This window comes from Klebsiella sp. JN_Kp126 (assembly GCF_033843325.1).
Lineage (GTDB): Bacteria > Pseudomonadota > Gammaproteobacteria > Enterobacterales > Enterobacteriaceae > Klebsiella > Klebsiella michiganensis.
Map to the genome: position 1 here is coordinate 37,992 of NZ_JAWXQV010000083.1, position 24,598 is coordinate 62,589.

The 24,598-nt window shown below is 60.5% G+C and carries 23 protein-coding genes; 13 read left to right on the forward strand and 10 right to left on the reverse strand.

Annotated elements, in window-relative coordinates; translation table 11 throughout:
• Nucleotides 1-157: 157 nt before the first annotated feature.
• The 8 genes from entC to SIK97_RS20405 all read left to right on the forward strand — a co-directional run bounded on the left by entC (nucleotide 158) and on the right by SIK97_RS20405 (nucleotide 8,222).
• On the forward strand, nucleotides 158-1,333 hold the full coding sequence (gene entC / locus SIK97_RS20370; protein ID WP_057174175.1) for an isochorismate synthase EntC: 1,176 nt from the start codon (nucleotides 158-160) through the stop codon (nucleotides 1,331-1,333).
• Nucleotides 1,334-1,342: 9 nt separating this feature from the next.
• Nucleotides 1,343-2,950, forward strand: coding sequence for a (2,3-dihydroxybenzoyl)adenylate synthase EntE (entE, locus tag SIK97_RS20375; protein WP_057174174.1), 1,608 nt, complete (start codon nucleotides 1,343-1,345; stop codon nucleotides 2,948-2,950).
• Between the two features lie 13 nt (nucleotides 2,951-2,963).
• Complete coding sequence (gene entB / locus SIK97_RS20380; protein WP_025108237.1) at nucleotides 2,964-3,815, forward strand: enterobactin biosynthesis bifunctional isochorismatase/aryl carrier protein EntB; 852 nt, start codon at nucleotides 2,964-2,966, stop codon at nucleotides 3,813-3,815.
• Nucleotides 3,815-4,570: a 2,3-dihydro-2,3-dihydroxybenzoate dehydrogenase EntA gene (gene entA, locus SIK97_RS20385; protein ID WP_057174173.1), complete on the forward strand. Its 756-nt coding sequence runs from the start codon at nucleotides 3,815-3,817 to the stop codon at nucleotides 4,568-4,570. Before entB ends, entA begins: the two co-directional genes overlap by 1 nt.
• The gene (entH, locus tag SIK97_RS20390) at nucleotides 4,571-4,984 is read left to right on the forward strand and encodes a proofreading thioesterase EntH (protein WP_004848685.1); all 414 of its coding nucleotides are present in this window, start codon (nucleotides 4,571-4,573) and stop codon (nucleotides 4,982-4,984) included.
• Nucleotides 4,985-5,304: 320 nt separating this feature from the next.
• Complete coding sequence (locus SIK97_RS20395) at nucleotides 5,305-5,556, forward strand: hypothetical protein (protein WP_158010505.1); 252 nt, start codon at nucleotides 5,305-5,307, stop codon at nucleotides 5,554-5,556.
• A 307-nt stretch (nucleotides 5,557-5,863) separates the two neighbouring features.
• Complete coding sequence (gene cstA, locus SIK97_RS20400) at nucleotides 5,864-7,969, forward strand: pyruvate/proton symporter CstA (RefSeq protein WP_057173660.1); 2,106 nt, start codon at nucleotides 5,864-5,866, stop codon at nucleotides 7,967-7,969.
• Between the two features lie 55 nt (nucleotides 7,970-8,024).
• Nucleotides 8,025-8,222 carry a YbdD/YjiX family protein gene (locus SIK97_RS20405; protein WP_004130340.1) on the forward strand — a complete coding sequence of 66 codons (198 nt, stop codon included), beginning with the start codon at nucleotides 8,025-8,027 and terminating at the stop codon, nucleotides 8,220-8,222.
• On the opposite strand, the gene SIK97_RS20410 is transcribed toward SIK97_RS20405, so the two are convergent.
• From SIK97_RS20410 to SIK97_RS20420, 3 genes are all read right to left on the reverse strand, one after another.
• Nucleotides 8,219-8,623 (reverse strand): helix-turn-helix domain-containing protein, encoded by a 405-nt coding sequence (locus SIK97_RS20410; RefSeq protein ID WP_004100084.1) that lies wholly within the window; start codon nucleotides 8,621-8,623, stop codon nucleotides 8,219-8,221. The genes SIK97_RS20405 and SIK97_RS20410 overlap by 4 nt on opposite strands.
• Nucleotides 8,604-8,897, reverse strand: coding sequence for a type II toxin-antitoxin system RelE family toxin (locus SIK97_RS20415; RefSeq protein ID WP_071957385.1), 294 nt, complete (start codon nucleotides 8,895-8,897; stop codon nucleotides 8,604-8,606). Before SIK97_RS20415 ends, SIK97_RS20410 begins: the two co-directional genes overlap by 20 nt.
• 186 nt (nucleotides 8,898-9,083) lie before the next feature.
• A complete protein-coding gene (locus SIK97_RS20420; protein WP_014228365.1) occupies nucleotides 9,084-10,172 on the reverse strand; it encodes an oxidoreductase in 1,089 nt (362 codons plus the stop codon).
• A 160-nt stretch (nucleotides 10,173-10,332) separates the two neighbouring features.
• On the opposite strand from SIK97_RS20420, the gene SIK97_RS20425 reads away from it, so the two are divergent.
• The 4 genes from SIK97_RS20425 to SIK97_RS20440 all read left to right on the forward strand — a co-directional run bounded on the left by SIK97_RS20425 (nucleotide 10,333) and on the right by SIK97_RS20440 (nucleotide 15,277).
• Nucleotides 10,333-11,835, forward strand: coding sequence for a sugar ABC transporter ATP-binding protein (locus SIK97_RS20425; RefSeq protein WP_057173662.1), 1,503 nt, complete (start codon nucleotides 10,333-10,335; stop codon nucleotides 11,833-11,835).
• Nucleotides 11,832-12,830: an ABC transporter permease gene (locus tag SIK97_RS20430; RefSeq protein WP_057173664.1), complete on the forward strand. Its 999-nt coding sequence runs from the start codon at nucleotides 11,832-11,834 to the stop codon at nucleotides 12,828-12,830. The genes SIK97_RS20425 and SIK97_RS20430 overlap by 4 nt, the downstream gene beginning before the upstream one ends.
• Before the next feature lie 144 nt (nucleotides 12,831-12,974).
• Nucleotides 12,975-14,039 carry a sugar ABC transporter substrate-binding protein gene (locus SIK97_RS20435; protein ID WP_014228368.1) on the forward strand — a complete coding sequence of 355 codons (1,065 nt, stop codon included), beginning with the start codon at nucleotides 12,975-12,977 and terminating at the stop codon, nucleotides 14,037-14,039.
• Complete coding sequence (locus tag SIK97_RS20440) at nucleotides 14,036-15,277, forward strand: LVIVD repeat-containing protein (RefSeq protein WP_057173666.1); 1,242 nt, start codon at nucleotides 14,036-14,038, stop codon at nucleotides 15,275-15,277. The genes SIK97_RS20435 and SIK97_RS20440 overlap by 4 nt, the downstream gene beginning before the upstream one ends.
• Nucleotides 15,278-15,393: 116 nt before the next feature.
• Here SIK97_RS20440 and mtnK read toward each other — a convergent pair whose 3' ends face one another.
• Nucleotides 15,394-16,593: an S-methyl-5-thioribose kinase gene (gene mtnK, locus SIK97_RS20445; RefSeq protein ID WP_057173668.1), complete on the reverse strand. Its 1,200-nt coding sequence runs from the start codon at nucleotides 16,591-16,593 to the stop codon at nucleotides 15,394-15,396.
• 102 nt (nucleotides 16,594-16,695) lie between these two features.
• On the opposite strand from mtnK, the gene mtnA reads away from it, so the two are divergent.
• Nucleotides 16,696-17,724, forward strand: a complete 1,029-nt coding sequence (gene mtnA, locus SIK97_RS20450; protein ID WP_014837785.1) for an S-methyl-5-thioribose-1-phosphate isomerase — start codon at nucleotides 16,696-16,698, stop codon at nucleotides 17,722-17,724.
• Nucleotides 17,725-17,770: 46 nt separating this feature from the next.
• Here the strand turns inward: mtnA and SIK97_RS20455 are convergent, their stop codons facing one another.
• The 6 genes from SIK97_RS20455 to SIK97_RS20480 form a co-directional block, all read right to left on the reverse strand.
• Nucleotides 17,771-19,039: a histidine-type phosphatase gene (locus SIK97_RS20455; protein ID WP_057173670.1), complete on the reverse strand. Its 1,269-nt coding sequence runs from the start codon at nucleotides 19,037-19,039 to the stop codon at nucleotides 17,771-17,773.
• A gap of 25 nt (nucleotides 19,040-19,064) precedes the next feature.
• The gene (locus tag SIK97_RS20460; RefSeq protein WP_004848711.1) at nucleotides 19,065-20,426 is read right to left on the reverse strand and encodes an MFS transporter; all 1,362 of its coding nucleotides are present in this window, start codon (nucleotides 20,424-20,426) and stop codon (nucleotides 19,065-19,067) included.
• 108 nt (nucleotides 20,427-20,534) lie between these two features.
• Nucleotides 20,535-21,344, reverse strand: a complete 810-nt coding sequence (locus SIK97_RS20465) for an inositol monophosphatase family protein (RefSeq protein ID WP_057173672.1) — start codon at nucleotides 21,342-21,344, stop codon at nucleotides 20,535-20,537.
• Between the two features lie 121 nt (nucleotides 21,345-21,465).
• Nucleotides 21,466-22,455 carry a LacI family DNA-binding transcriptional regulator gene (locus tag SIK97_RS20470; protein ID WP_014228374.1) on the reverse strand — a complete coding sequence of 330 codons (990 nt, stop codon included), beginning with the start codon at nucleotides 22,453-22,455 and terminating at the stop codon, nucleotides 21,466-21,468.
• Between the two features lie 145 nt (nucleotides 22,456-22,600).
• Nucleotides 22,601-23,839: a cytosine deaminase gene (gene codA, locus SIK97_RS20475; RefSeq protein WP_057173674.1), complete on the reverse strand. Its 1,239-nt coding sequence runs from the start codon at nucleotides 23,837-23,839 to the stop codon at nucleotides 22,601-22,603.
• A 367-nt stretch (nucleotides 23,840-24,206) separates the two neighbouring features.
• Nucleotides 24,207-24,476, reverse strand: coding sequence for a hypothetical protein (locus SIK97_RS20480; RefSeq protein ID WP_319610960.1), 270 nt, complete (start codon nucleotides 24,474-24,476; stop codon nucleotides 24,207-24,209).
• Between the last annotated feature and the right edge of the window lie 122 nt (nucleotides 24,477-24,598).

The window sequence follows — 24,598 nt, forward strand, 5'->3', positions numbered from 1 at the left end:
TGCTTCTCATTTTCAGCTGTGAGCGGCGTCGATGCAAGCTTAAGTCGCACAACATGCTACCTGTACGGTTGACATAGCGCGCAATACCTTTTAGGTTACCCAACCAAAATATAAATGATAATTATTCGTAATATCTTTATCGTTTTTGGAGGATGATATGGAAACGTCTTTGGCTGAGGAAGTACGGGAGAAAAAAATGACTCTGCCGCCGGAAAGCTTCTTCTTTATGTCGCCGTACCGCAGCTTCACCACCGCTGGCTGCTTTAGCCGATTCTCTCATCCGGCCGCCGACGGCGATAATCCGGACGGGGAGTTTCAGCAAAAAATAGCGGCCTCGTTTAAAGCGGCGCGGGCTGCCGGGATCGCAAAGCCTGTGATGGTCGGCGCCATTCCGTTCGATACCAGTGAGCCTTCCGAGCTGTTTATCCCCGCGAGCTGGACAGCGTTCTCCCGCACTGAAAAGCAGCACTCCGCGCGCTATGCGTCCGGGCAACAGCCGATGGACGTGGTGCAGCGCCGGGAGATCCCCGAACAGGACACCTTCATGGCGATGGTGGCGCGCGCGGCGGCCCTCACCGCGACGCCGGAAGTGGACAAAGTGGTCCTCTCGCGCCTGATTGATATCACCACCCGCGAACGGGTTGATAGCGGGGCGCTGCTCGAGCGCCTGATCGCCCAGAACCCGGCCAGCTATAACTTCCACGTGCCGCTCTCGGACGGCGGCGTGCTGCTGGGCGCCAGCCCGGAGCTGCTGCTGCGTAAAGAAGGCGCGCATTTCAGCTCTCTGCCGCTGGCCGGTTCGGCCCGTCGCCAGCCGGACGATGTGCTGGACCGCGAAGCGGGGCACAGGCTGCTGGCATCGGAAAAAGACCGCCACGAACATGAGCTGGTGACCCAGGCGATGAAGGCCGTATTAGCGCCGCGCAGCAGCGAACTCTCCCTGCCGGACTCTCCGCAGCTGATCACCACGCCGACCCTGTGGCATCTGGCGACGCAGATTCAGGGCACCGCGCTGGCAAATGAGAACGCCATGTCGCTGGCCTGCCTGCTGCACCCGACGCCGGCGCTGAGCGGCTTCCCGCATCAGGTGGCGAAACGCCTGATTAACGAACTGGAGCCGTTCGACCGTCAGCTGTTCGGCGGCATCGTCGGCTGGTGCGATGATGAAGGCAACGGCGAGTGGGTGGTGACCATCCGCTGCGCGCGCCTGCAGCAGCGCACCCTGCGGCTATTTGCTGGCGCAGGTATCGTCCCGGCCTCTTCGCCGCTAGGCGAGTGGCGCGAAACCGGCGTCAAACTGACCACCATGCTGAACGTATTCGGCTTGCAATAAGGGACTATGATGATCGAATTTACCCGCTGGCCGGAAGAGTTTGCGGCCCGCTATCGGCAAAAAGGTTACTGGCAGGATCTGCCGCTAACCCATCTGATTACCCGTCATGCGGAAAACGACGCTCCCGCGATTATCGACGGCGACAAAAGCTACAGCTACCGTGAATTCAACCGCCTGGTGGATAACCTCGCCTCCTCGCTGCAGCGTCAGGGCCTGAAGCGCGGCGAAACGGCGCTGGTGCAGCTGGGCAACGTTGCGGAATTTTATATCACCTTCTTCGCGCTGCTGCGTATCGGCGTTGCGCCGGTCAACGCGCTGTTCAGCCACCAGCGTAGCGAGCTGAACGCCTACGCCGCGCAGATTGAACCCGCTTTGCTGATTGCCGACCGCGAACACGCGCTGTTTGCCGATGATGATTTTCTTAACGCTTTTGTCGCCCAGCATGCGTCGGTACGCGTGGCCCTGCTGCTGAACGACGGCGGCGAACGCAGCCTGGCGGCGGCCATCGCGCGGCCTGACGATAATTTCGTCGCTCATCCGACGCCCGCTGACGAAGTGGCCTTTTTCCAGCTCTCCGGCGGCAGCACCGGTACGCCGAAGCTCATTCCGCGTACTCATAACGACTACGAATACAGCATTCGCCGCAGCAACCAGCTGTGCGGCGTAAGCGCCGAAACGCGCTATCTGAACGCGCTTCCCGCCGCCCACAACTACGCGATGAGCTCGCCGGGTTCACTCGGCGTCTTCCTCGCCGGCGGCGTGGTGGTGCTGGCGCACGACCCGAGCGCCACCCTCTGCTTCCCGCTGATCGAAAAGCACCAGATTAACCTGACCTCGCTGGTTCCGCCGGCGGTAAGCCTGTGGTTACAGGAGATCCATGAGTCCGGCAGCAATGTCCGTCTGCAGTCGCTGCGGCTGCTGCAGGTAGGTGGGGCGCGCCTGTCCGCGACCCTCGCCGCGCGTATTCCGGCGGAAATCGGCTGTCAGCTCCAGCAGGTCTTCGGCATGGCGGAGGGGCTGGTGAACTATACCCGCCTCAACGACAGCCCCGAGCGCATTATCAATACCCAGGGCTGCCCGATGTGTCCTGATGACGAAGTGTGGGTGGCCGATGCGCAGGGTAATCCGCTGCCGCGCGGCGAAGTCGGGCGCCTGATGACCCGTGGCCCTTATACCTTCCGCGGGTACTACAAGAGCCCGCAGCATAATGCCGAGGCCTTTGATGCCGATGGTTTCTACTGCTCTGGCGATCTGATCTCGATCGATGAAGATGGCTATATCACCGTGCAGGGGCGGGAAAAAGATCAGATCAACCGCGGCGGCGAGAAGATCGCGGCGGAAGAGATCGAAAACCTGCTGCTGCGCCATCCGGCGGTGATCCACGTCGCGCTGGTCAGCATGGAAGATAGCCTGCTGGGGGAAAAGAGCTGCGCATATCTGGTGGTAAAAGAGCCTCTGCGCGCGGTGGCGGTACGCCGCTTCCTGCGGGAACAAGGGGTCGCAGAATTTAAACTGCCGGACCGCGTGGAGTGCGTTGATGCGCTGCCGCTGACGCCGGTGGGCAAAGTCGATAAAAAACAATTACGTCAGTGGCTGGCTGAACGCAAGCTGGGCTGAAGGAGAAGACAGAATGGCAATCCCAAAATTACAGGCTTACGCGCTGCCGGAAGCCAGCGATATCCCGGCGAACAAAGTGAACTGGGCATTTGAGCCGTCCCGTGCCGCGCTGTTGATCCACGATATGCAGGAGTATTTCCTTAACTTCTGGGGCGAAAACAGCGCGATGATGGAGAAAGTGGTGGCCAACATCGCCGCCCTGCGCGAGTTCTGCAAACAGAACCATATTCCGGTTTTTTACACCGCCCAGCCGAAAGAGCAGAGCGATGAAGACCGCGCGCTGCTGAACGACATGTGGGGGCCGGGCCTGACCCGTTCGCCGGAACAGCAGCAGGTGATTGCCGCGCTTGCGCCGGACGACAACGACACCGTGCTGGTGAAGTGGCGCTACAGCGCGTTTCATCGCTCGCCGCTGGAGGAGATGCTGAAAGAGGCGGGGCGCGATCAGCTAATCATCACCGGCGTATATGCCCATATCGGCTGCATGACCACCGCGACCGATGCGTTTATGCGCGATATTAAGCCGTTCTTCGTTGCCGACGCGCTGGCCGATTTCAGCCGCGAGGAGCACCTGATGGCGCTCAACTACGTGGCGGGTCGCTCCGGTCGAGTGGTGATGACCGAAGAGCTGCTGCCGCTGCCGGCATCGAAAGCGGCGCTGCGGGCGCTGGTGCTGCCGCTGCTGGATGAATCCGACGAACCGATGGATGACGAAAACCTGATCGACTACGGCCTGGATTCGGTACGCATGATGGCGCTCGCCGCCCGCTGGCGTAAAGTGCACGGCGATATCGACTTCGTGGTGCTGGCGAAAAATCCGACCATTGATGCCTGGTGGGCGCTGCTTTCCCGCGAGGTGAAATAATGAACGGGCTCGATTTTCACGGCCGGACCGTGTGGATCACCGGCGCGGGCAAGGGGATCGGCTACGCCACCGCCCTGGCGTTCGTTGAGGCCGGCGCGCAGGTAACCGGGTTTGATTTGGCGTTCGACGGCGAAAGCTACCCGTTCGCCACCGAGACGCTGGACGTTGCCGACGCGCAGCAGGTGGCGCAGACGTGCGGCCGCCTGCTGGCAGGGATCGCGCGGCTGGATGTGCTGGTCAATGCCGCCGGTATTTTGCGGATGGGGGCGACCGATGCGCTGAGCCAGGAAGACTGGCAGCAGACCTTTGCCGTTAACGTTGGCGGGGCGTTTAACCTGTTCCAGCAGACGATGGGGCAGTTCCGCCGCCAAAAAAGCGGGGCGATTGTGACCGTGGCGTCCGACGCTGCGCATACGCCGCGCATTGGCATGAGCGCCTACGGAGCATCAAAGGCGGCGCTGAAGAGCCTGGCGCTGACCGTCGGGCTGGAGCTGGCGGGCAGCGGCGTACGCTGTAATCTGGTTTCTCCTGGCTCTACCGATACCGATATGCAGCGGACGCTGTGGGTGAGCGATGACGCTGAGCAGCAGCGCATTCGCGGCTTCGGCGAGCAGTTTAAGCTGGGCATTCCGCTGGGCAAAATCGCCAGCCCGCAGGAGATTGCCAATACCATTCTGTTCCTCGCCTCCGACCACGCCAGCCATATCACGCTGCAGGATATCGTGGTGGACGGCGGCTCGACGCTGGGGGCATAAATGGCCTGGAAACGTCAGCTGACGCTGGATGAACTTAACGCGACCAGCGTCAATACGATGGTCGCGCATCTGGGCATCGTTTATACCCGGCTTGAGGAGGGCGTGCTGGAAGCGGAAATGCCGGTCGACGCGCGAACCCATCAGCCGTTCGGGCTGCTGCACGGCGGCGCCTCCGCGGCGCTGGCGGAAACCCTGGGCTCGATGGCCGGGTGGCTGATGACCGAAGAGGGGCAGTGCGTAGTGGGGACCGAGCTCAACGCCACCCATCACCGGGCGGTCTCCAGCGGCAAAGTCCGCGGCGAATGCCGGGCGCTGCACCTGGGGCGTCAGGGCCAGAGCTGGGAAATTGCGGTGTTCGACGAGCGGGGACGACGCTGCTGCACCTGCCGTCTGGGTACGGCGGTCCTCGGCTGAGGCATAGCCTGTTCCCGGGTCGCGCTGCGCTTACCCGGGCTACGGGTAACGCGCCGTCTGTGGTTCCGGACAACTCACCGTCGTCTGCGGTGTGCTTCCCCGGTGGCGCTGCGCTGACCGGGCTACGGGTTCATCATCGTCTGCGGACCGGTAGCCCGGGTAAGGCGTTTACGCCGCAACCCGGGGATACGCCGGGATGAATGCATCGGTGCGGCTTCTTCCCGGGTCGCGCTGCGCTTACCCGGGCTACGGGTTCATCATCGTCTGCGGGCCGGTAGCCCGGGTAAGGCGTTTACGCCGCAACCCGGGGATACGCCGGGATGAATGCATCGGTGCGGCTTCTTCCCGGGTCGCGCTGCGCTTACCCGGGCTACGGGTTCACCGTCGTCTGCGGACCGGTAGCCCGGGTAAGGCGTTTACGCCGCAACCCGGGGATACGCCGGGATGAATGCATCGGTGCGGCTTCTTCCCGGGTGGCGCTGCGCTTACCCGGGCTACGGGTTCACCATCGTCTGCGGACCGGTAGCCCGGGTAAGGCGTTTACGCCGCAACCCGGGGATACGCCGGGATGAATGCATCGGTGCGGCTTCTTCCCGGGTCGCGCTGCGCTTACCCGGGCTACGGGTTCATCATCGTCTGCGGACCTGTAGCCCGGACAGGCGCGTCAAGCGCCGCCTCCGGGGAAGCAGGATGCGATGCAGTGACAGATTATCCCTCCCCGTTTTCATCCATTTTCCTGCCAGAAGTGATCTCGCTTGCAATGTGAGATAAATCCTTGCCGTCAGGCGACATCTGCAACGTTTCAAAGTTGTTAAAACTTCCATTGTGTTCTAGAAACAACTTGTAACATCCTGATTACCCTACCTGTGGAACACAATGATGAATAATTCAGGGAAATACCTCATCTGGACACTGCTCTCCGTTATCGGAGCCTTTGCCCTGGGCTATATCGCGCTAAACCGGGGTGAACAGATTAACGCGCTGTGGATTGTCGTCGCGGCAGTCTGCGTCTATCTGATCGCCTATCGCTTTTACGGCCTGTATATCGCTAAAAACGTGCTGGCGGTCGACCCGACGCGCATGACTCCGGCGGTGCGTCACAACGACGGCCTCGACTACGTTCCAACCGATAAGAAAGTGCTGTTCGGTCACCATTTTGCGGCCATTGCCGGCGCGGGGCCGCTGGTTGGTCCGGTGCTGGCGGCGCAGATGGGCTATCTGCCGGGAATGATCTGGATCCTCGCGGGCGTGGTGCTGGCCGGAGCGGTACAGGACTTTATGGTGCTGTTCGTCTCCACCCGTCGCGACGGACGTTCGCTCGGCGAGCTGGTGAAAGAGGAGATGGGCCCGACCGCCGGCGTACTGGCGCTGGTAGCCTGCTTTATGATCATGGTGATTATCCTCGCGGTACTGGCGATGATCGTGGTGAAAGCGCTGACCCACAGCCCGTGGGGGACTTACACCGTGGCCTTTACCATCCCGCTGGCGATTTTCATGGGGATCTATATTCGCTATCTGCGCCCCGGGCGCATTGGCGAGGTGTCGGTGATTGGTCTGGTGATGCTGGTGTTCGCCATCATTTCCGGCGGCTGGGTGGCGGAAAGCCCGACCTGGGCGCCGTGGTTTGACTACACCGGCGTACAGCTCACCTGGATTCTGGTGGGCTACGGGTTTATCGCCGCGGTGCTGCCGGTCTGGCTGCTGCTGGCGCCTCGCGACTACCTCTCCACCTTCCTGAAAATCGGCACTATTGTCGGTCTGGCGATTGGTATTCTGATTATGCGCCCGACGCTGACGATGCCGGCGCTGACCAAATTTATCGATGGCACCGGCCCGGTATGGAGCGGCAGCCTGTTCCCGTTCCTGTTTATCACCATCGCCTGCGGCGCGGTTTCCGGCTTCCATGCCCTGATTTCCTCCGGCACGACGCCGAAGATGCTGGCTAATGAAGGCCAGGCCTGCTTTATCGGCTACGGCGGCATGCTGATGGAGTCCTTCGTGGCGATTATGGCGCTGGTGGCGGCCTGTATTATCGACCCGGGCGTCTACTTCGCGATGAACAGCCCAATGGCGGTGCTGGCTCCGGCGGGCGTGACCGATGTGGTAGCGTCGGCGGCGCAGGTGGTGAGCAGCTGGGGCTTTACCGTAACCCCGGATACGCTTAACCAGATTGCGACCGAAGTGGGGGAACAGTCGATTATCTCCCGTGCGGGCGGCGCGCCGACGCTGGCGGTGGGCATGGCCTATATTCTGCACGGTTCGCTGGGCGGCCTGATGGACGTCTCCTTCTGGTATCACTTCGCGATTCTGTTCGAGGCGCTGTTTATCCTGACCGCGGTGGATGCCGGCACGCGCGCGGCGCGCTTTATGCTGCAGGATCTGCTCGGGGTGATTAACCCGAGCCTGAAGCAAACCAGCTCGCTGCCGGCGAACCTTCTCGCCACGGCGCTGTGCGTGCTGGCGTGGGGCTACTTCCTGCATCAGGGCGTGGTTGACCCGCTTGGCGGCATCAACACGCTGTGGCCGCTGTTTGGTATTGCCAACCAGATGCTGGCGGGGATGGCGCTGATGCTCTGCGCGGTGGTACTGTTTAAGATGAAGCGCCAGCGCTATGCCTGGGTCGCGCTGCTGCCGACCTCCTGGCTGCTGATCTGTACCCTGACCGCGGGCTGGCAGAAGTCGTTCAGCACCGATACCAAAGTGGGCTTCCTGGCGATTGCCAACAAGTTCCAGGCGATGATTGACAGCGGCAATATTCCGCCGCAGTACACCGAGTCGCAGCTGGCGCAGCTGGTGTTTAACAACCGTCTGGATGCCGGGCTGACCATCTTCTTTATGGTGGTGGTGGTCGTGCTGGCGCTGTTCTCGATTAAGACCGCGCTGGCGGCGCTGAAAGAGGACAAACCGACGGCGAAAGAGACCCCTTACCAGGCGATGCCTGCTGATGCTGATAGCCTGGTGACCCAGGCGAAACGCGCCCACTAAGCCATGACGTTATCGCCCTCCTTTGCGAGAAGGGGGGCGATGATGGGAGTTGAAAATGTTTGATACCCTTTCGAAAGCCGGAAAATATTTAGGCCAGGCGGCGAAAATGATGATCGGCGTCCCGGATTACGACAACTACGTGGAGCACATCCGCGCGACCCATCCGGAACAAACGCCGATGACCTATGAAGAGTTTTTTCGCGAGCGTCAGGACGCGCGCTACGGCGGTAAAGGCGGCGCGAAGTGCTGTTAACCCTCTTTCGGCAGATACAGGCTGATCTGCTCCTGGGTGCAGCCGTATATTGCCGCCAGCTTTTCGCGGGTGCGCTTTTGCGGGCGGGAGTCGATAGCTTCTAGCTGGGATACCGCCGACTGGCTAATCCCGAGCTTATTGGCCACCTCCTGCTGCGACAGGCCGCGCAAAATGCGCCAGGCCGCCTGCAGGCTGACTTTCTCTTTATCCATGATGTCGCAGACGTCACCCGGCAGCATCACGTTGTCGTAGATATCGTGTTCTACCGGAATATCTTCAAGATCGGCTTCCGTTTCATCATCCAGCTCGGCTAGCTGCAAACACATCTGGAAGTATTCGTCGTAGGGGATCACCGCGTACTGCGCTTTCCCTTCATCATCCTTAATTATCTGAACAGCCATATGGCATATTCTCCTCATGCAAATAGGTTGTTGAGGTTCTGCGCTTAACGGACACGATAAACAGGTCGCTCAGCGTCAGCCCCTGACGTGTGAAAATGACCCGATAATCCCCTACCCGAAGACGGTAATGATTCTCTGGTTTAGATAACTTTCTGACATCGGGCCGAGGAGCCGTACGGTCACCTAAATCAGCTAGCCTGCTTTTGATTCTCTGCTGATAGCGATAATCGATATTTGCCAGTGCCTTTTTTGCCACTTTTGACCAGATGAGCATGCTATGTACCTCCACTGTACACCTCAGTTGAACATAAGAAAATAATAAGTTTATAAGATAAGTTTGTTATTTTCTTATGAGGGTACCCTAACGCAGAATCGTCTTCTGGCGAAGGCAGAAACATCGGCTTTGCGAAGCGGCTCGAAAGCGCCTCCGCCGGGCGGCAGAGGCGAATAAAACGGGGGATTAACCGGCGAAACGTTCGACCTTCTCAAACGCCGCGCGCAGGGTTTCGGCGTTCAGTTCAACCGGCAGAAAATGGATGGACTCCACCGGGCGCAGGGTATGGGCAATCACCTTATCCAGCTGTTCGCGGTTGTTGATGTCCACCTCCAGCGCCGCCAGCGTAGTCGGCAGATTAAAGCGCCGATACGCCTGCACCAGCTGCGCCAGCACGTCGTCCTGGCCGAGCAGGGCGCTCTGGACCAGAATGCCGTAGGCGACTTTGGTCCCGTGAAGATACTTCTCGGTCTGCGGCAGTACCGTCAGCCCGTTGTGCACCGCGTGGGCGGCGGCGACGCGGGTATAGCGCTCGCCCAGCCCGCCGACCATACCGCCGCCGGCGATAACCGCATCCACCACGTCGCGAAACGCCTGGGTCAGCTCGCCGCGCTGCTGGTCGGCCAGCGCGGTTTCGCTGCTTTCCAGCAGAACATCGCGGATCGCCAGCGCGCCGTTGATACCCAGGCGCACGGTGAGCGGCAGCGTCTCCGGCTGCGGAGCCAGCACCACCGCTTCATACCATTTCGCCAGCGTATCGCCGATGCCCGCCAGCAGATATTCCGCCGGCGCGTTAAGAATAATGTGCGGCTCCACCAGCACCAGAAAGTTGGCGTCGTCGAAGATTTCAAACTGCAGCGCCTGACCGGCATCGTTATACCACACCGACAGCGGCGTCCACGCCGCGCAGGTGGCGGCGATGGTGGGGATGGCCACCACCGGCAGGCCGAGGCGACGGGCCAGCGCCTTCGCGGTATCGAGCAGCGCGCCGCCGCCCACGCCAATCACCACCGACCGATCGTCGCCGGATGCGCGGGCCAGCTCGCTGACGTCGCTTTCGCTGCAGTGGCCTTTAAATAATATTTTTTTGGCGCCAGGCGCGTTAAACGCTGCCGGCAGGAAAGCCTGCGCGCCCGCGATAGCCCGCTCGCCGTAAACCCACACCGCGCGTGAAAGCTGTTCTTCGCTGTAAAAATCCTGCAGCCGGGCAAGGCTGCCGGGATGGGAATAGTAGTTGGCGGGGCCGGGGACCACGCGGATATCGCTGTGACTCATCAATGCTGTCCTTGTGCTGTTTCGCTAACCCGATGTTATGTCTGGACATCCGGATGGCTAATATTATTTCGCTTTATCTTATGCCTTTTATGCATTTGTCAGTCAAGGAGAGCTATGAAAAATTCGTTAAATCAGAACATTAATCGACAGGGTGCAGGGGATGACCGGCAATCGCCTTGAGATGCAAAATATTAGCCTGGCCTTTTCCGGCTTTCGGGCGCTCAGCAACGTGGCTTTCACCCTGACGGGGGGATCGGTGCATGCGCTGACCGGCGCCAACGGCGCGGGTAAGTCCACGCTCATGGCGGTGCTGTGCGGCACGCACGCCCACTACGAAGGCGAGGTGGTGATTAACAACCAGTCGGTAAGCATCCGCTCGCCGCGCGATGCCAAACAGCTGGGGATCCATCTGGTGCAGCAGGAGGTTGACGTGGCGCTGGTCCCGGGCCTGAGCATCGCGGAAAACATCATGCTCGACAGGCTGGCGGAGCCGGGGATCGCCTTCCGCTGGGGGCGGCTGCGCCAGCTGGCGCGCGAGGCGCTGGCTCAGCTTGACGTCAGCCTCGATGTACGCCGCTCCATCGACAGCTGTACGCTGGCGGAAAAACAGCAAATCCTGCTGGCCCGCGCGCTGTCGCATCACTGCCGCTTTCTTATCCTCGATGAACCGACCGCGCCGCTGGACCAAAACGAAAGCGAGCGCCTGTTTGCGGTGGTTCGCCGCCTGCAGCGGCAGGGCATTGGTATCGTGTTTATCTCGCACCGTATTCATGAATTAAAAGCGGTCTGCGACACCCTGACGGTGCTGCGCGACGGCCGGCTGATTGAGAGCGGGCCGATGGCCGACCTGAGCGGCGAGCAGATCGTCGAGAAGATGCTCGGGCACGAGCTGAGCGATATCTTTCCGCCGAAGCGGCCGCCGCATAGCGATGAGGTGCTGCTACAGGTTGAAGGGCTGCACGACGAAGGGCTGCTGCAGGATATCTCGTTGCGTCTGCGCAAGGGGGAGATTCTGGGGATCGCCGGACTGGCGGGCGCCGGGAAAACCGAGCTGTGTAAGGCGCTGTTTGGCGCCAGCAAAAGCCGTTTGACCCGCGGCGAACTGAACAGCCAGCCGTGGCGACCGCGCGACCCGGCGGACTCGGTGGCGCGCGGTCTGGCGCTGGTGCCGGAAGAGCGGCGCAAAGAGGGCATTTTTATCGAAGAAACGGTGGCGATGAACCTGGCGGTCAGCGCCGATAGCAGCTTCTCCCGCTGGAGCCTGTTTGGCCATCGTCAGGCCTGGCGCTGGGCGGAAGAGGTGATCGCCCGGGTGGGCATTCGGACATCGGGTCCGGCGCAAACCCTGCGCCGTCTCTCCGGCGGCAATCAGCAAAAAGTGGCGATAGGCAAATGGCTGCGCGGCAACGCCAACGTCCTGATTTTCGATGAGCCGACCAAAGGGGTCGACGTCAAAGCCAAAACGGATTTATTCAATGTGATCGACGGCCTGGCGCGGGAAGGCAAAGGGGTGATTTACGCCTCGGGCGAATTCGCCGAGCTGGTCGGCCTGTGCGATCGCATCTGCGTGCTGTGGGACGGGCGCATCGTGGCGGAAATTGCGGGCGCGGAGGCCCGGGAAGAGAACATTCTTTATTACTCCACCGGAGGAGCAGCAGCGTGAGTAAGGCCCTGGCAGTTAACGCGACGGTATCGGGCCGTCAGCGATTTTTCGATTTTCTCTACAAATGGGGCATGTTGCTGACCGTCGTCCTGCTGATCGCCGTTTTTGGCCTGGCGTCGGACAACTTCCTCGACCCGTTTAACATCATCAACATCCTGCGTTCCATCGCCATCGTGACGGTGATCGCCATCGGCGTATCGATATCCCTGACCATCGGCGGTTTCGATTTGTCCGTGGGCTCCACCGCCTCGCTGGCCAATGCGCTGGTGATTTCGCTGTTTGTCTGGCACGGCTTCGGCACCACCGAGGCGATCCTTATCACCCTGGCGCTCTGTACCTTAGTGGGGCTATTTAACGCGTTTCTGATCGTGATCCTGCGTATTCCCGACATGCTGGCGACGCTTGCCAGCCTGTTCGTGATTCAGGGCGTGGCGATGACCTACAGCTACGGCGGGTCGATCACCGAAAACATGGTGCTGCCGAGCGGCGATATGGCGGAAGGCGCGATTCCGGGGGCGTTCGGTTCGCTGGGGCAGGTGCCAACGATAGTGATCATTATGCTGGTGGTGACCGTTATCGCTCAGCTGGCGCTCTCTTTTACCACCCACGGACGGCGGATGTACGCCATCGGCGGCAACCCGGAAGCGGCGCGCCTCTCCGGCCTGCGCATCACCCGTTACAAAGTGGCGGCGTACGTCATCGCCTCTCTGCTGGCGGGGCTCGGCGGCATTCTGCTGGCGTCGCGCATCGGCTCATCGCAGGTGAACGCCGGCGGCGGCTACCTGATGGATGCGGTGGCGGCGGCGTGGATTGGCTTCTCGCTGGCCGGTTCCGGTAAGCCGAACGCGCTCGGTACGCTGGTGGGGGCGGTCATTTTAGGCGTGCTTTCCAACGGCCTGGTGATGCTCTCGGTGCCCTATTACGCGATGGACATTATTAAAGGGCTGGTGCTGGCTGGCGCGCTCGCACTGACTTATTTTCAGCGCCGCATCTAAAATTTTACCCGTCATTCTTCAAATTGCAGGTGTGTTGGCTGCGTTCACTCACCCGAATAACTTACTTATGTAAGCTCATCGGGATTCGTTTACTTGCCGCCGTCCTGCAATTCGAATTATTTAGGGTAACAAAAAGGAAACACTATGAAAAAGATAACATTTTCACTCATCGCGCTGGGGTTGTTCAACGCTGCAGCGGCCTTTGCTGAAACCCCGACGCCGCTTCCGGCTGCCATTGCTGAACACAGCGGGCCGATTCGCATTGCGGTGATCCGCAACCTGGGCTCCGACGATAACACCACTCAGTTTGTCTCCGGAGCGATCCAGGAGGGGAAAAAGCTCGGCTTTAAAATCAGTACCTTCCTCAGCAACGGTGATGACGCCAAATTCCAGGACTTCGTTAACCAGGCGATTAGCCAGAAATACGACGGCATTATCCTTTCTCAGGGGCGCGATCCCTACGCCACCGCGCTGGTGAAAAAAGCGGTGGACGCCGGGATCAAAGTCTCGGTCTTCGATACCGCGGTAAACGGCCAGATCCCGGGCGTCACCGTCACCCAGCAGGATGATGCTTCGCTGACCGAGCTCTCCTTTGGCCAGCTGGTGAAAGATTTCAACGGCAAAGCCAATATCGTCAAACTGTGGGTCGCGGGTTTCCCGCCGATGGAGCGCCGCCAGGCGGCCTACCAGACGCTGCTTAAACAAAACCCCGGCATCAAAGAGCTGGAATCCATCGGCGCGGTCTCTTCCGACGTGCAGGGCGATACCGCCAACAAGGTCGGCGCGATCCTGGCGAAATACCCGAAAGGTAAAATTGATGCCATCTGGGGAACCTGGGACGCCTTCAGCCAGGGCGCCTATAAAGCGCTGAAAGAGAACGGCCGCACCGAGATCAAACTCTACAGCATCGACATTTCCAACCAGGATCTGCAGCTGATGCGCGAATCCGGCAGCCCGTGGAAGGTGAGCGTAGCGGTGGATCCGAAGCTTATCGGCGCCACCAACGTGCGCTTGATCGCCAATAAGATTGCCGGGGAACCGACGCCTGCGACCTACGACTTTAAGGCGGCGGCGATCCCGCAGGCGCTGCTGGCGGCGCAGCCGGGGGCGGTTAACGTCGCCTCGCTGGGTAAAATTATCCCGGGCTGGGGCCAGACCGAAGACTTTATCGCCCCGTGGTTCGCTACCCTGGAAGCGAAAAACAAATGAGTGTTTTGCCAACACCAGAATACAGCCGCAATATGCGGCTGATCGGGCATAGCGATCAGGGGGGACGCCCGGACGGCGTTCAGCTGATGGTCCATCGTGGTTTTGCCTATATCGGCCATATGGTCTCGCAGGGCTTTTCCGTGGTGGATGTGCGCGACCCTAAACATCCGCAAACGGTCAACTACATCGCCGCGCCGCCCGGTACCTGGAACGTCCATTTACAGGCGCACGATGATCTGCTGCTGGTGATCAACGCCCGGGATCTGTTCGCCGATGCCCGCTTCGCCGACGAGAAGGTGTACTACACCCGTTCGGTGGGCGAGACGGTCAGCGACGTACGGGATAGGGGCTGGAGCGCCGGGCTGCGGATTTTTGATATTTCCACTCCGGATAAACCGCGAGAGATCGCCTTTCTGTCGCTTAACGGCATCGGTATCCACCGAATCTGGTACGTCGGCGGACGCTGGGCCTACGTTTCCGCGCTGATTGACGGCTTTAGCGACTACATTTTCCTGACTATCGACCTGGCCGACCCGCGCAAGCCGGAGGTCGCCGGGCGCTGGTGGCTGCCGGGGATGAACCAGGCGGCGGGGGAGACCGCGCAGTGGCCGGAAGGTAAGCGCTATGCCCTGCATCACGCGATTATCGCCGGCGACACCGCCTACGGCAGCTGGCGCGACGGCGGCCTGACCCTGCTCGATGTGCAGGACCGCACTCAGCCGAAGCTGATTAGCCACCGTAACTGGAGCCCGCCGTTTGGCGGCGGCACCCACACCGCGCTGCCGCTCCCGGATCGGGATCTGCTGGTGGTGCTTGATGAGGCGGTGCTGGATAACCAGCAGGATGGCGAGAAGCTGATCTGGCTGTTCGACATTCGCGACCCGACGAATCCGGTGAGTATCGCCACTTTCCCGCAGCCGGACGAAGCTGACTACGTGGCGAAAGGGGCGCACTTTGGCCCGCATAACCTGCATGAGAATCGTCCCGGCAGCTTTGTCAGCTCAACGCTGATTTTCGCCACTTATCAGAACGCGGGCGTTCGCGCTTACGATATTTCCAACTCTTATCGGCCGGTGGAAACCGGGGCGCTGGTGCCCGCCGCGCCGGCGAAAATGATGGATACCCGCCCCGGTCGCCCGCGGGTGATCCAGTCCTGCGACGTGTTCGTCGACGCGCAGGGAATTATTTACAGCACCGACTATAACGGCGGGCTGTCGGTGATTGAGTATCTGGGGTAGGGGATTGTGGGTTGTTGCCTTCCCGGGTTGCGGCGTAAACGCCTTACCCGGGCTACCGGATCGCAGCCCGTAGCCCGGCTAAGCGTAGCGCGAGCCGGGAAAGGCTGGACGGAGATTCAACCGTACTGGCGAATTCGCGCAATCAGCTCATCCACGCTGTCGATACGCCCGGCAATCACAATCAGCGCTTTACCCAGCGTGATGGCGTGGCGCAGGCATTCATGGCGCATGGCTTCGTCCTGGATAGTATCGATATCCGCCACGTGCGACAGCCCGACGCTGCGGCGAATCAGTTCGGTGCCGCAGAAGCCCACCGCGTCGGCCCACACTTTCTTCAGGAACGCGGAGGCATAGCCGGGCCAGGCCAGCGCGGCGTCGCGGGATCTCTCCGCCGCCAGCGCCTGAAAACGCTCGGCAAAGGTGGTCCAGAACTGCTGGATATCGCTGAGGCGCTGTTCGCGAGCGGCGGCGGCATCGCGAATGCCCAGATGCCCCGGCAGACCGCAGTAGTTGAGCAGCAGGTTGCCGATGGCGGTGCCGATATCGAAGCCAATCGGGCCGAAAAAGCCGAACTCGGCGTCGATGGCCTTAAAGCTGCCTTCGGCGACGAAAATCGAGCCGCTGTGGATATCGCCGTGCAGCAGCGCTTCGGCATGGGAAAAGAAGCGATGCTTGAGCGCGGCCACCGCCAGCTTCAGCTGGGCATCGTCGCGCAGGGCGGCGACATCGGCTTCCAGCGCGGCTGGATAGCTGTTGCGCTCGTGAACCTGATACGGGTCGTTAAAGAACAGATCCTCGGTGATTTCGCACATCTCGGGATTAATAAATTGCGCCACCTGGGCCTTTTTCTCGTGAGGAGGCAGATAAAAGTCGCTGGTGTGGAACAGCGTCTGGGCCAGGTATTCCCCCAGCTGGCTGGCGGCCTGGGGGTAGTAAACGTTGTTGATCAGCTCCCCGCGCCAGATGCGGTGATCGGAGAGATCTTCCATCACCATCACCGCCAGCTCGGGATCGAAATGCACAATCCGCACCGTGTGTTGCGGGCAGTGCTGATAGTGAGCCACCAGGGTTTGTGCTTCAAGGCGCGCGCGGTCAAGGGTCAGCGGCCAGGATTCTCCCACGCAGCGCACGTAGGGCAGCGCCTGCTTAACGATAATCCGGCTCACGCCCCTGATATCGAAAATTTTAAACACCAGGTTGAGGTTGCCGTCGCCCACTTCCTGCGCGGACACCAGTTCTGACGGATTGTCGATACCGCCAAATTGTTGGGCGTAAGCCACCGCATCGCTGGCCGTGAAAGTATGGTATTGCGACATTGCCTCGATCCTCAAAATTCTGATTAAGCCGTTCAGACGTCTATACTTCTGGATTTCATCCTGACACAATGTGATACAACAACGCAACAGGGATTTAACTAAATGCAGACACTACAGACCACCAGCCTGCGGGTAAGCGAAAATCAGCTCTTTATTCTTGACCAGCAGGCTTTACCGCAGGAAAAACGCTGGCTGGCGGCGGATAACGTGGCGCTGCTGGTGGACCATATTCACGCCCTGCGGGTACGCGGCGCGCCGCTGATTGGCCTGTCGGCCAGCCTGCTGCTGGCGCTGCTGGCGCAGCGCGGCCTGACCCGCGAGGCGCTATCTGAGGCGCTGGAGACGCTGCGCGCCGCGCGTCCGACGGCGGTAAACCTGATGAATAATCTGGATCGCATGAAGCTGGCGCTGGCGGAGGAGCGCTTTCCACAGGCTCTGGAAGCGGAAGCGCTGCGCCTGATCGAAGAGGATAAACAGCTTTGCGCCAGCATCGCCGAGGCGGGCAGCGCGCTGGTGACGCCGGGCAGCCGCCTGTTGACCCACTGCAATACCGGCGGCCTGGCGACGGCGGGCGTCGGCACCGCGCTGGGGGTGATTGCGCTGGCGCATCAGCAGGGAAAGGTGGCGAACGTCTGGGTGGATGAAACGCGCCCGCTGTTACAGGGCGGACGTTTGACCGCCTGGGAGCTGGGTGAACTGGGCGTGCCGTATCGGCTGATTACCGATTCGATGGCCGCCAGCCTGATGGCGCAGGGCCAGGTCGACGCGGTTTGGGTGGGCGCTGACCGTATTGCCGCCAACGGCGACGTGGCGAATAAAATCGGCACCTATTCGCTGGCGGTGCTGGCGAAGTATCATCAGATTCCCTTTTACGTGGCCGCGCCGCAGACTACCCTGGACCGCCATTGCCCGAACGGCGCGGCAATCCCGATTGAGCAGCGGGCGGCTGCCGAAGTCACCGGCGTCGCCGGCAGCTTTGGCGCGGTGCAGTGGGCGCCAAAAGAGGCTGCGGTTTACAATCCGGCGTTCGACGTCACGCCCGCGGCGTTAGTGAGCGGCTGGGTGCTGGACAGCGGCGTGGTGACCCCGGAGCAGGTCGCCGCCGGGGCGTTTGCGCCAGAAAAGGCCTGAACCTGAGCGAAAAAGGCGAAGCGACCTCCCTCGCTTCGCCTTCAACTTATGGCAGCACCATCTCTACCGCCGGAGCGGACTGCGGGTCGATATTACGGCCAAGCGCCGTCAGCGCCGCCTGGTACGGGCACAGCGTCCCGACGGCGGTGGTCCGGCAGCCCGCCTGATGCCACTCCTGGCGCAGCAGCGGATGCTGGCTATCCGGCGTTTGCAGGCGGCGTAAATCGTCCAGACTTTGCGCCTGGAAGTAAACGCGCAGGTAGCGTTTTCCGCTATGGGTGTCGCGCCAGCGTTCCAGTACCAGGCTGCTGCCCGGCGGGATATTGCCGCGGCTGTACCCCGGCAGCTGCCAGCTAAAGTCCATTAATGTACGCACCATGGCGATATTGGTATCGTGCGCCACCAGCAGCAGCCAGCGTACGTTCGGCGCGGCGCCCTCTTTTACCCCTTCGAGCATGGCGTTGAGCAGAATCGAGCCGCGTTTTTGCGCGGTATAAAACACATCGTTGCTCAGATCGTAGTTCTCCGTCAGCAGCGGCAGCAGGGCGGTGACCTGGCTGGCGCGGGTAATATTGCCCCACGCCAGCTGGCTGAGAGGCAGGTTCTCGCTCCAGCCCAGACGCAGCGTCTCAACCATATTGGCCATCACGCTCAGCCCGCTAATCGACGTTTTGCCGCTTTTGCTCTGCTCCACCTGCCACGGCAGGTCAAATACCGGGCAGCGCTTATCGGGCGCGCAGACGGCGTTTTTCAGCAGCTGAATCACCGGAGCCAGCGCCTGCCGACGCTGCGCCAGATCGCCGGCCGTCTTCTTCACTTCCGCCAGCTGGCGGGCGGGATCGGTTTGCGTGGCGGCAAATTTATCGGTCTGAAACAGCGGGTCGGCGTCGCCGCTGACGTGATGAATCATCACCCCGCAGCCGGGAAAGGCGCCGTCCACCAGCGCCTGGGCGGTGGCCCGCGTGCGCTGCAGGGGGCTGGCGCGCACGTAAATTTCTCCGCTCGCCGGACAGCCCACCGCCAGCAGTCCGAGCTGACGATAGCGTGCGCCTTCATCGCGAGCTTTATTGACGACGGCGGCGTAGCCGTGGCCGGTCAGCTCGCCGTCGTGGGTGGTCCACTGCGTCCACGGACGCTGGGTCGCGGCTTCGATGGCCTCCCGGTTGCCCTCCGTCGGCGGACGAATGCCGTGGCGGCTGAGCTCAACCACTTTTTCCAGCGTAAACTGCGCGGCGGCGTGGCCCGGCGCGGCCAGCAGCGGCAGGGCGCAGGCGAGCAGCAGGCGTAGCAAAACCTGATGTCGTACAGGCATCATAAAATATTCCTTATAAGTTAAAAGGTTATGACGAGAATGAGGTCTGACGCTCTATCGCGTGTCGCCTGGCAACAATCGCAGCGGTGGTAAAACAGAATAGCGCGGACATCAGGCCGGTGCCTACCCAAAACAGCGATAACGTACTGAAGTCATACAGCGTTTTGCCATTTTCGATTATCGATGTTTTATCGATGATGATGCCGGTCAGAAACTCGCCGAGTCCCGCCCCCGCGTAGCTGGCAATACCGATGGTGCCGAGCGCGGCGCCCGCGGCTTTACGGGACGAAATATCGACGGCGATCAGTCCGCCAAGGAAGCAGGTCAACGCCCCGATGGTAGCGCCGAAGATAATCATCGCCAGAATATCGGTGTAGTAGCCGTGCGGCGACCAGAGCATCAGCGCGAAGCCGGCGGTGTTGAGCAGGCTGATAAAACCGGCCATCACGCTGCGGTTGCGCGGGAAGAAGCGGTCGGAGAGCATCCCGGCGATAATCGTTCCGGCAATACCCGCGATAGCGTTGACCCCGATAATCCCGGACGCTTCGAGGGTAGAGTAGGCTTTATCCTGCTCCAGGAAGAAGATCCCCCATGAGTTCACCGCGTAGCGGTCGATATACATAAACGCCGAGGCCAGCGCCAGCGCCCACAGGGCCGGGTTGCGCAGCGCCAGCAGCTGGTTTTTAAACACCGAGCCGCGGGCTTCCGTCTCCTCCAGCGGTTCGTCGCGAATCACGTTGATTGACGGGAAGCCGCAGCTTTGCGGCGAGTCGCGCATAAACAACAGCATCAGCACCACCCCGGCGGCGCCGAGCGCGGCGGTCGACAGATAGCCCATCTGCCAGCCGAATCCGGCAATCACCGCCGCGATCACCATATAGGTCATCGCTTCGCCGATGTTATGCGCCGTCGACCAGATGGCGTAAAAGGTGCCTCGTTCTTTACAGCCGTACCAGCGCGCCAGCGATACCACGCACGGGCCGACGCCCATCGACTGCGCCCAGCCGTTAATCCCCCAGAAGATAGCCAGCAGCATGGCGTTGCTGGTCATCCCCATCATCAGGTTCATCCCGGCGCTCAGCAGCAGCCCAAGGCTCATATAGCGCACCACGTTGGCATGATCGGCGATAAAGCCGTTGACCAGCTTGCCGATGGCGTAGCTGAAAAACAGCGTTGAGCCGATCATGCCCAGCTCCGTCGGGGTAATGCCGAGCTCCACCAGCGCGCTTTTGGCGACGGTGAACGACAGCCGGCAAACGTAGAACGTGACGTACGCCAGGGTCATGGTAATAAAGGTTTGCCAGCGCACGCTGCGAAAGCGCCGCTCATCGAACTCTCCGCCCGCTTTGGGCGGCGAAGCGCGAAAAAATGCGATAATTCTTCCAGACATAATGGTATCTCCGAAGGTCGGAGGCCTGACTGATTAGTGTGGTTCGTCCGTGAGGGTAGATTGTCGTTGTGTAGAGTACATAATCAGATAAAGCCTGACCCGATGCGGTTAAGGTAAGGGGTGACAAAGCATGTTTTTTAATTGTGGATAGAGCGTCTTGCTGGCCAGCAGCAGCGGATTACCGTGACGAATCCCGTCGTTTGCCAGATAGTCGTTGCTAAGGCCGCCCGCTTCGCGCATCAGCACCAGCCCCGGCAGCCCGTCCCAGGGGTTCATATGCGGTTCGTAGTAGCCGATAAGCCTGCCCGCCGCCGCCCAGGCGCTCATCAGCGCCCCGGAGCCGTTGCGGATAAACATCCCGCCGTCGCTCAGCAGCGCATCGAGGAAGGGCAGAAAGACCGCAGGCGTCACGCGGTGCGAGGTGCCTACGCCCATCACGCCCTCTTTGACCGTTGCTGCCGGATGCGGCGCGATAGGCGCATCGTTAAGCCACGCGCCCTGGCCTTTCAGGGCGTGGAACAGCTCGCGATGGTTGGGGTCGTACACCACGCCGATAACCGGTTCGCCGTCGGCTATGATGGCCAGCGACAGGCACCAGGTGTGCAGGCCGTTAAGAAAACAGCTGGTGCCGTCGATGGGATCGACAACCCACAGCACGCGCGCGTCCGGCATCTGCGTCCCGCTCTCCTCGCCGAGAAAACCGTCCTGCGGGAAGGCGTCGGTAATGCGCTGCTTAACAAACGCTTCGACCCGCTTATCGGCGACGCTGACCACGTCCTGCAGATCCTCGCCTTTATGATCTACCGTCAGCCGGTCGCGCTGTTGATAGTATTCGAACGCCAGCTCAGCGCCGGCCTTCGCCAGCTCGCAGGCTAAACGATAGCGGGCCTGCAGTTCATGTAATTCCAGTGATTTCATCGTAACTCCCTATTTTGCACACGTGTGCAAGTTGCCTGAAAAAAACAGCCCCGAAGGGCAAAATGAGTGTGGATGGATTAAAAGAATTATTCTGTGATCGCTCCGGCATAAAATGAATTTTTCATTTCGCGCTTTGACGAACGATCAGTTTCACCGGCACTTCGCGATGGCGTGACGGCAGGCTGAATTTGGCGATCCGCGTGACCAGCAGATCCACCGCGTGGTGGGCGAGCAGGGCGGTATTCTGCTGCACGGTAGTCAGCTGATAGGGCTGCCAGTCCGCCTGGGGAATATCATCGAAGCCGATAATCGCCGGTAGCGAAGCGGCGGGGTTGTCCGCCCGCAGGCCGTCCAGCGCGCCGAGCGCCAGCATATCGGTAGCGCAGAACAGCGCCTGCAGCTGCGGATGCGCGGCAAGCAGTTGCCTGGCGGCGGCAAAACCTGCCTGATAGCCGCTGCTGTCGCAGAAGTGCGCGGCGACCTCCATACCCTGGGTATGGGCAACAAACGCTTCGTAGCGCTGGCGGGTACTGAAGTTATCCAGGCTTTCGCCGATAAACCCGGCCTGGCGCCACTGGCGCTGGGCAAACAGGTCGGCCACCAGCTTCGCGCCCTGCGCGTTGTCGCTGCACACGCGATCGCAGCCGGCCAGCTCGGCGTGGCGGTTGATAAGGGTCACCGGGATTTTTCGCTCCAGATACTCCTCCGCCAGCGACAGCGGCGGCGCCCCGGAGGTGATAATGACCCCCGCGACGTGATAGCTCAGCAGCTGCCTGAGCGACGGGGCGAGCTGCTGCGGATCGTCGGCGTTCATCAGCAGCGGCATAAAACCGTTGAGCGCCAGCTGGTGGACCAGCGGCGACAGCAGCTTGCTGCGGAAGGGGTTATCAAAGCCGGCGGTGACGATGCCGATAAAATTGCTGCTGCCGGTGTTCATCGTGCGGGCGATAATGTTGACCTGATAGCCCAGCGTTTCCGCCGCGGCGAGGACCTTCTGGCGGGTTTTTTCCGCCACCGATGCGCCGGGCGTAAAGGTGCGGGAAACCGCGGAACGGGAGACGCCAGCGAGTCGGGCAACGTCCTCTGCCTTAATCCATTTTTTTTCGCTCATAGTATCAGGGTACGGGTTATCCTCAGTGAGCCCGCGCCGACGCTGGAACCCATGGCCGGCACAGAAAAAGTCGTTAAAAGGTACCACATAAATCCCCGGGCGAGCAGTGGGTTGACGCGGCATCGCGGCCGCGTCAACGTCAGGCTTATGCCGGATAGCGAATCTGCTCCGCCTGGCGCTGCAAAATAACTTTGCCGTGACGAATGGAGGTCAGCACTTTGGCCTGGCGGCGCAGCGCGTCGTAGTCGTTTTCCGCATCGAGGATCAGCAGGTTCGCCGGGCGTCCTTCGGCAATGCCGTAGTTGTCGCCGAGGCACAGGGTGCGGGCGCTGTTATCGGTAATCAGATCGAGGCAGCGCTGCAAATCTTCGTATCCCAGCATATGGCAGATATGCAGCCCGGCGTCGAGGATGCGCATGATGTTGCCGTTGCCCAGCGGGTACCACGGATCCTGAATGGAGTCCTGGGCAAAGCAGACGTTGATCCCGGCGCGGTCCAGCTCCGCCACCCGCGTCACGCCGCGGCGTTTCGGCCAGCTGTCGAAGCGCCCCTGCAGGTGAATGCTTTCGGTCGGGCAGGAGATAAAATTGATGCCAGACGCTTTGAGCAGACGGAACAGCTTCGAGCAGTAGGCATTGTCGTAGGAGCCCATGGCGCAGGTATGGCTGGCGGTGACCTGCGCGCCCATGCCGCGCACCCGGGCCTCTTCCGCCAGCACCTCCAGAAAGCGCGACTGCGGGTCGTCGGTTTCATCGCAGTGCACGTCCACCAGGCAGCCGTGGCGCTCGGCCAGGTCCATCAGAAAAACCAGCGAGCTGACGCCCTTATCGCGGGTATTTTCATAGTGCGGAATGCCGCCCACCACGTCGGCGCCCATTTCGATGGCGCGGGTCATCAGTTCGCGTCCGCCGGGGAAGGACTCAATGCCCTCCTGCGGGAAGGCGACGATCTGCAGATCGATAAGATGGGCCGCCTCTTTTTTCACTCTCAGCATCGCCTCAAGCGCCGTCAGGGAAGGGTCGGTGACATCAATGTGGGTGCGCACGTGCTGCACGCCGTTGTCGCGCAGCATGCCGATGGTTTTCAGCGCCCGCTGGCATGTATCTTCGACGGTGACGCTCGCTTTGCGCTGGCTCCAGCGGGCGATGCCCTCAAACAGGGTACCGCTCATATTCCACTCCGGCTCGCCCGCCGTCAGGGTGGCGTCAAGATGGATATGCGGTTCGACGAACGGCGGGATGACCAGCTTTTGTTCAGCGTCGATATCGTCGGCGTCAGCCGCCTGCGCCGCGGCCTGCGCGGTGATGCTTTTAATCACGCCGTCCTGTAAGTCGAGGGTATAGAGCGCTTCTTGATGGCGCAGGCGCGCGTTGATAATTTTCATGGTTGTTCCCGTAAATGGTTTTGCGACATACGCCAGATCGCTAAGGCGTATAGCGCGCGAAAACTTTTGATATCGTTTTGAATAAAAATTGATACCACCTGCATTGCCTTAAAATAATTCTTTTGATACCAGAGTTAGCGTTAAAGTACTCCCCGCCAGATGGCGGGTATCTTTAAGTCGTTAGTGTTTGAGGCGGACATGTCTAACAATGTTAACTATCACACTAGAAACAACTAAGGGCCAAAGCAATACTATGGCCATGACGGCTAAAAGCCGGTCAAAACTATTTTCTGTCCTGATAACATCAAGGATGTAAGCAGCAAAAAACATGAGAACACCGCAACATAGGTAGAATATAATCATGTTTTCAGAGTAGACCTTCTTTCAGTTCTTTCTCCGCCTCTTCCAGCGGATTTCCAGTCCCTGAGTAAACAAACGGTAGTTCGCCCCGCCCGCTCATTGCAGCCCCCTCAGGCGTTACAGTGTACTCAGCCACGCCGACCAGGTCGGAGAGCGAAAGAATCGACGTCACCTCGTAAACCACACTGATTTCTTCGCTATCACCTGCAATAGCAGCCCCTTGCAGGGAGTGGTAAACCTTGATCGGAGTGACATTCTTTTTAATCGTGAAACTCATATAACCTCACTGATATCCGTTAAGTAATACAGGCGATATTTTCAGATTACCCACCACGGCAGAACTTAGGGTCAGTGTGATGGTTGTGTACGTCGCTGAAAATGAAATGCTCAGGCTGTTGT

What these genes read in the sequence shown, in the direction of transcription:
- entC (WP_057174175.1), top strand. Translation starts at nt 158, where the DNA reads ATGGAAACGTCTTTGGCTGAGGAAGTACGGGAGAAAAAAATGACTCTG.
- entE (WP_057174174.1), top strand. Translation starts at nt 1,343, where the DNA reads ATGATCGAATTTACCCGCTGGCCGGAAGAGTTTGCGGCCCGCTATCGG.
- entB (WP_025108237.1), top strand. Translation starts at nt 2,964, where the DNA reads ATGGCAATCCCAAAATTACAGGCTTACGCGCTGCCGGAAGCCAGCGAT.
- entA (WP_057174173.1), top strand. Translation starts at nt 3,815, where the DNA reads ATGAACGGGCTCGATTTTCACGGCCGGACCGTGTGGATCACCGGCGCG.
- entH (WP_004848685.1), top strand. Translation starts at nt 4,571, where the DNA reads ATGGCCTGGAAACGTCAGCTGACGCTGGATGAACTTAACGCGACCAGC.
- SIK97_RS20395 (WP_158010505.1), top strand. Translation starts at nt 5,305, where the DNA reads ATGAATGCATCGGTGCGGCTTCTTCCCGGGTCGCGCTGCGCTTACCCG.
- cstA (WP_057173660.1), top strand. Translation starts at nt 5,864, where the DNA reads ATGAATAATTCAGGGAAATACCTCATCTGGACACTGCTCTCCGTTATC.
- SIK97_RS20405 (WP_004130340.1), top strand. Translation starts at nt 8,025, where the DNA reads ATGTTTGATACCCTTTCGAAAGCCGGAAAATATTTAGGCCAGGCGGCG.
- SIK97_RS20410 (WP_004100084.1), bottom strand. Translation starts at nt 8,623, where the DNA reads ATGGCTGTTCAGATAATTAAGGATGATGAAGGGAAAGCGCAGTACGCG.
- SIK97_RS20415 (WP_071957385.1), bottom strand. Translation starts at nt 8,897, where the DNA reads ATGCTCATCTGGTCAAAAGTGGCAAAAAAGGCACTGGCAAATATCGAT.
- SIK97_RS20420 (WP_014228365.1), bottom strand. Translation starts at nt 10,172, where the DNA reads ATGAGTCACAGCGATATCCGCGTGGTCCCCGGCCCCGCCAACTACTAT.
- SIK97_RS20425 (WP_057173662.1), top strand. Translation starts at nt 10,333, where the DNA reads ATGACCGGCAATCGCCTTGAGATGCAAAATATTAGCCTGGCCTTTTCC.
- SIK97_RS20435 (WP_014228368.1), top strand. Translation starts at nt 12,975, where the DNA reads ATGAAAAAGATAACATTTTCACTCATCGCGCTGGGGTTGTTCAACGCT.
- SIK97_RS20440 (WP_057173666.1), top strand. Translation starts at nt 14,036, where the DNA reads ATGAGTGTTTTGCCAACACCAGAATACAGCCGCAATATGCGGCTGATC.
- mtnK (WP_057173668.1), bottom strand. Translation starts at nt 16,593, where the DNA reads ATGTCGCAATACCATACTTTCACGGCCAGCGATGCGGTGGCTTACGCC.
- mtnA (WP_014837785.1), top strand. Translation starts at nt 16,696, where the DNA reads ATGCAGACACTACAGACCACCAGCCTGCGGGTAAGCGAAAATCAGCTC.
- SIK97_RS20455 (WP_057173670.1), bottom strand. Translation starts at nt 19,039, where the DNA reads ATGATGCCTGTACGACATCAGGTTTTGCTACGCCTGCTGCTCGCCTGC.
- SIK97_RS20460 (WP_004848711.1), bottom strand. Translation starts at nt 20,426, where the DNA reads ATGTCTGGAAGAATTATCGCATTTTTTCGCGCTTCGCCGCCCAAAGCG.
- SIK97_RS20465 (WP_057173672.1), bottom strand. Translation starts at nt 21,344, where the DNA reads ATGAAATCACTGGAATTACATGAACTGCAGGCCCGCTATCGTTTAGCC.
- SIK97_RS20470 (WP_014228374.1), bottom strand. Translation starts at nt 22,455, where the DNA reads ATGAGCGAAAAAAAATGGATTAAGGCAGAGGACGTTGCCCGACTCGCT.
- codA (WP_057173674.1), bottom strand. Translation starts at nt 23,839, where the DNA reads ATGAAAATTATCAACGCGCGCCTGCGCCATCAAGAAGCGCTCTATACC.
- SIK97_RS20480 (WP_319610960.1), bottom strand. Translation starts at nt 24,476, where the DNA reads ATGAGTTTCACGATTAAAAAGAATGTCACTCCGATCAAGGTTTACCAC.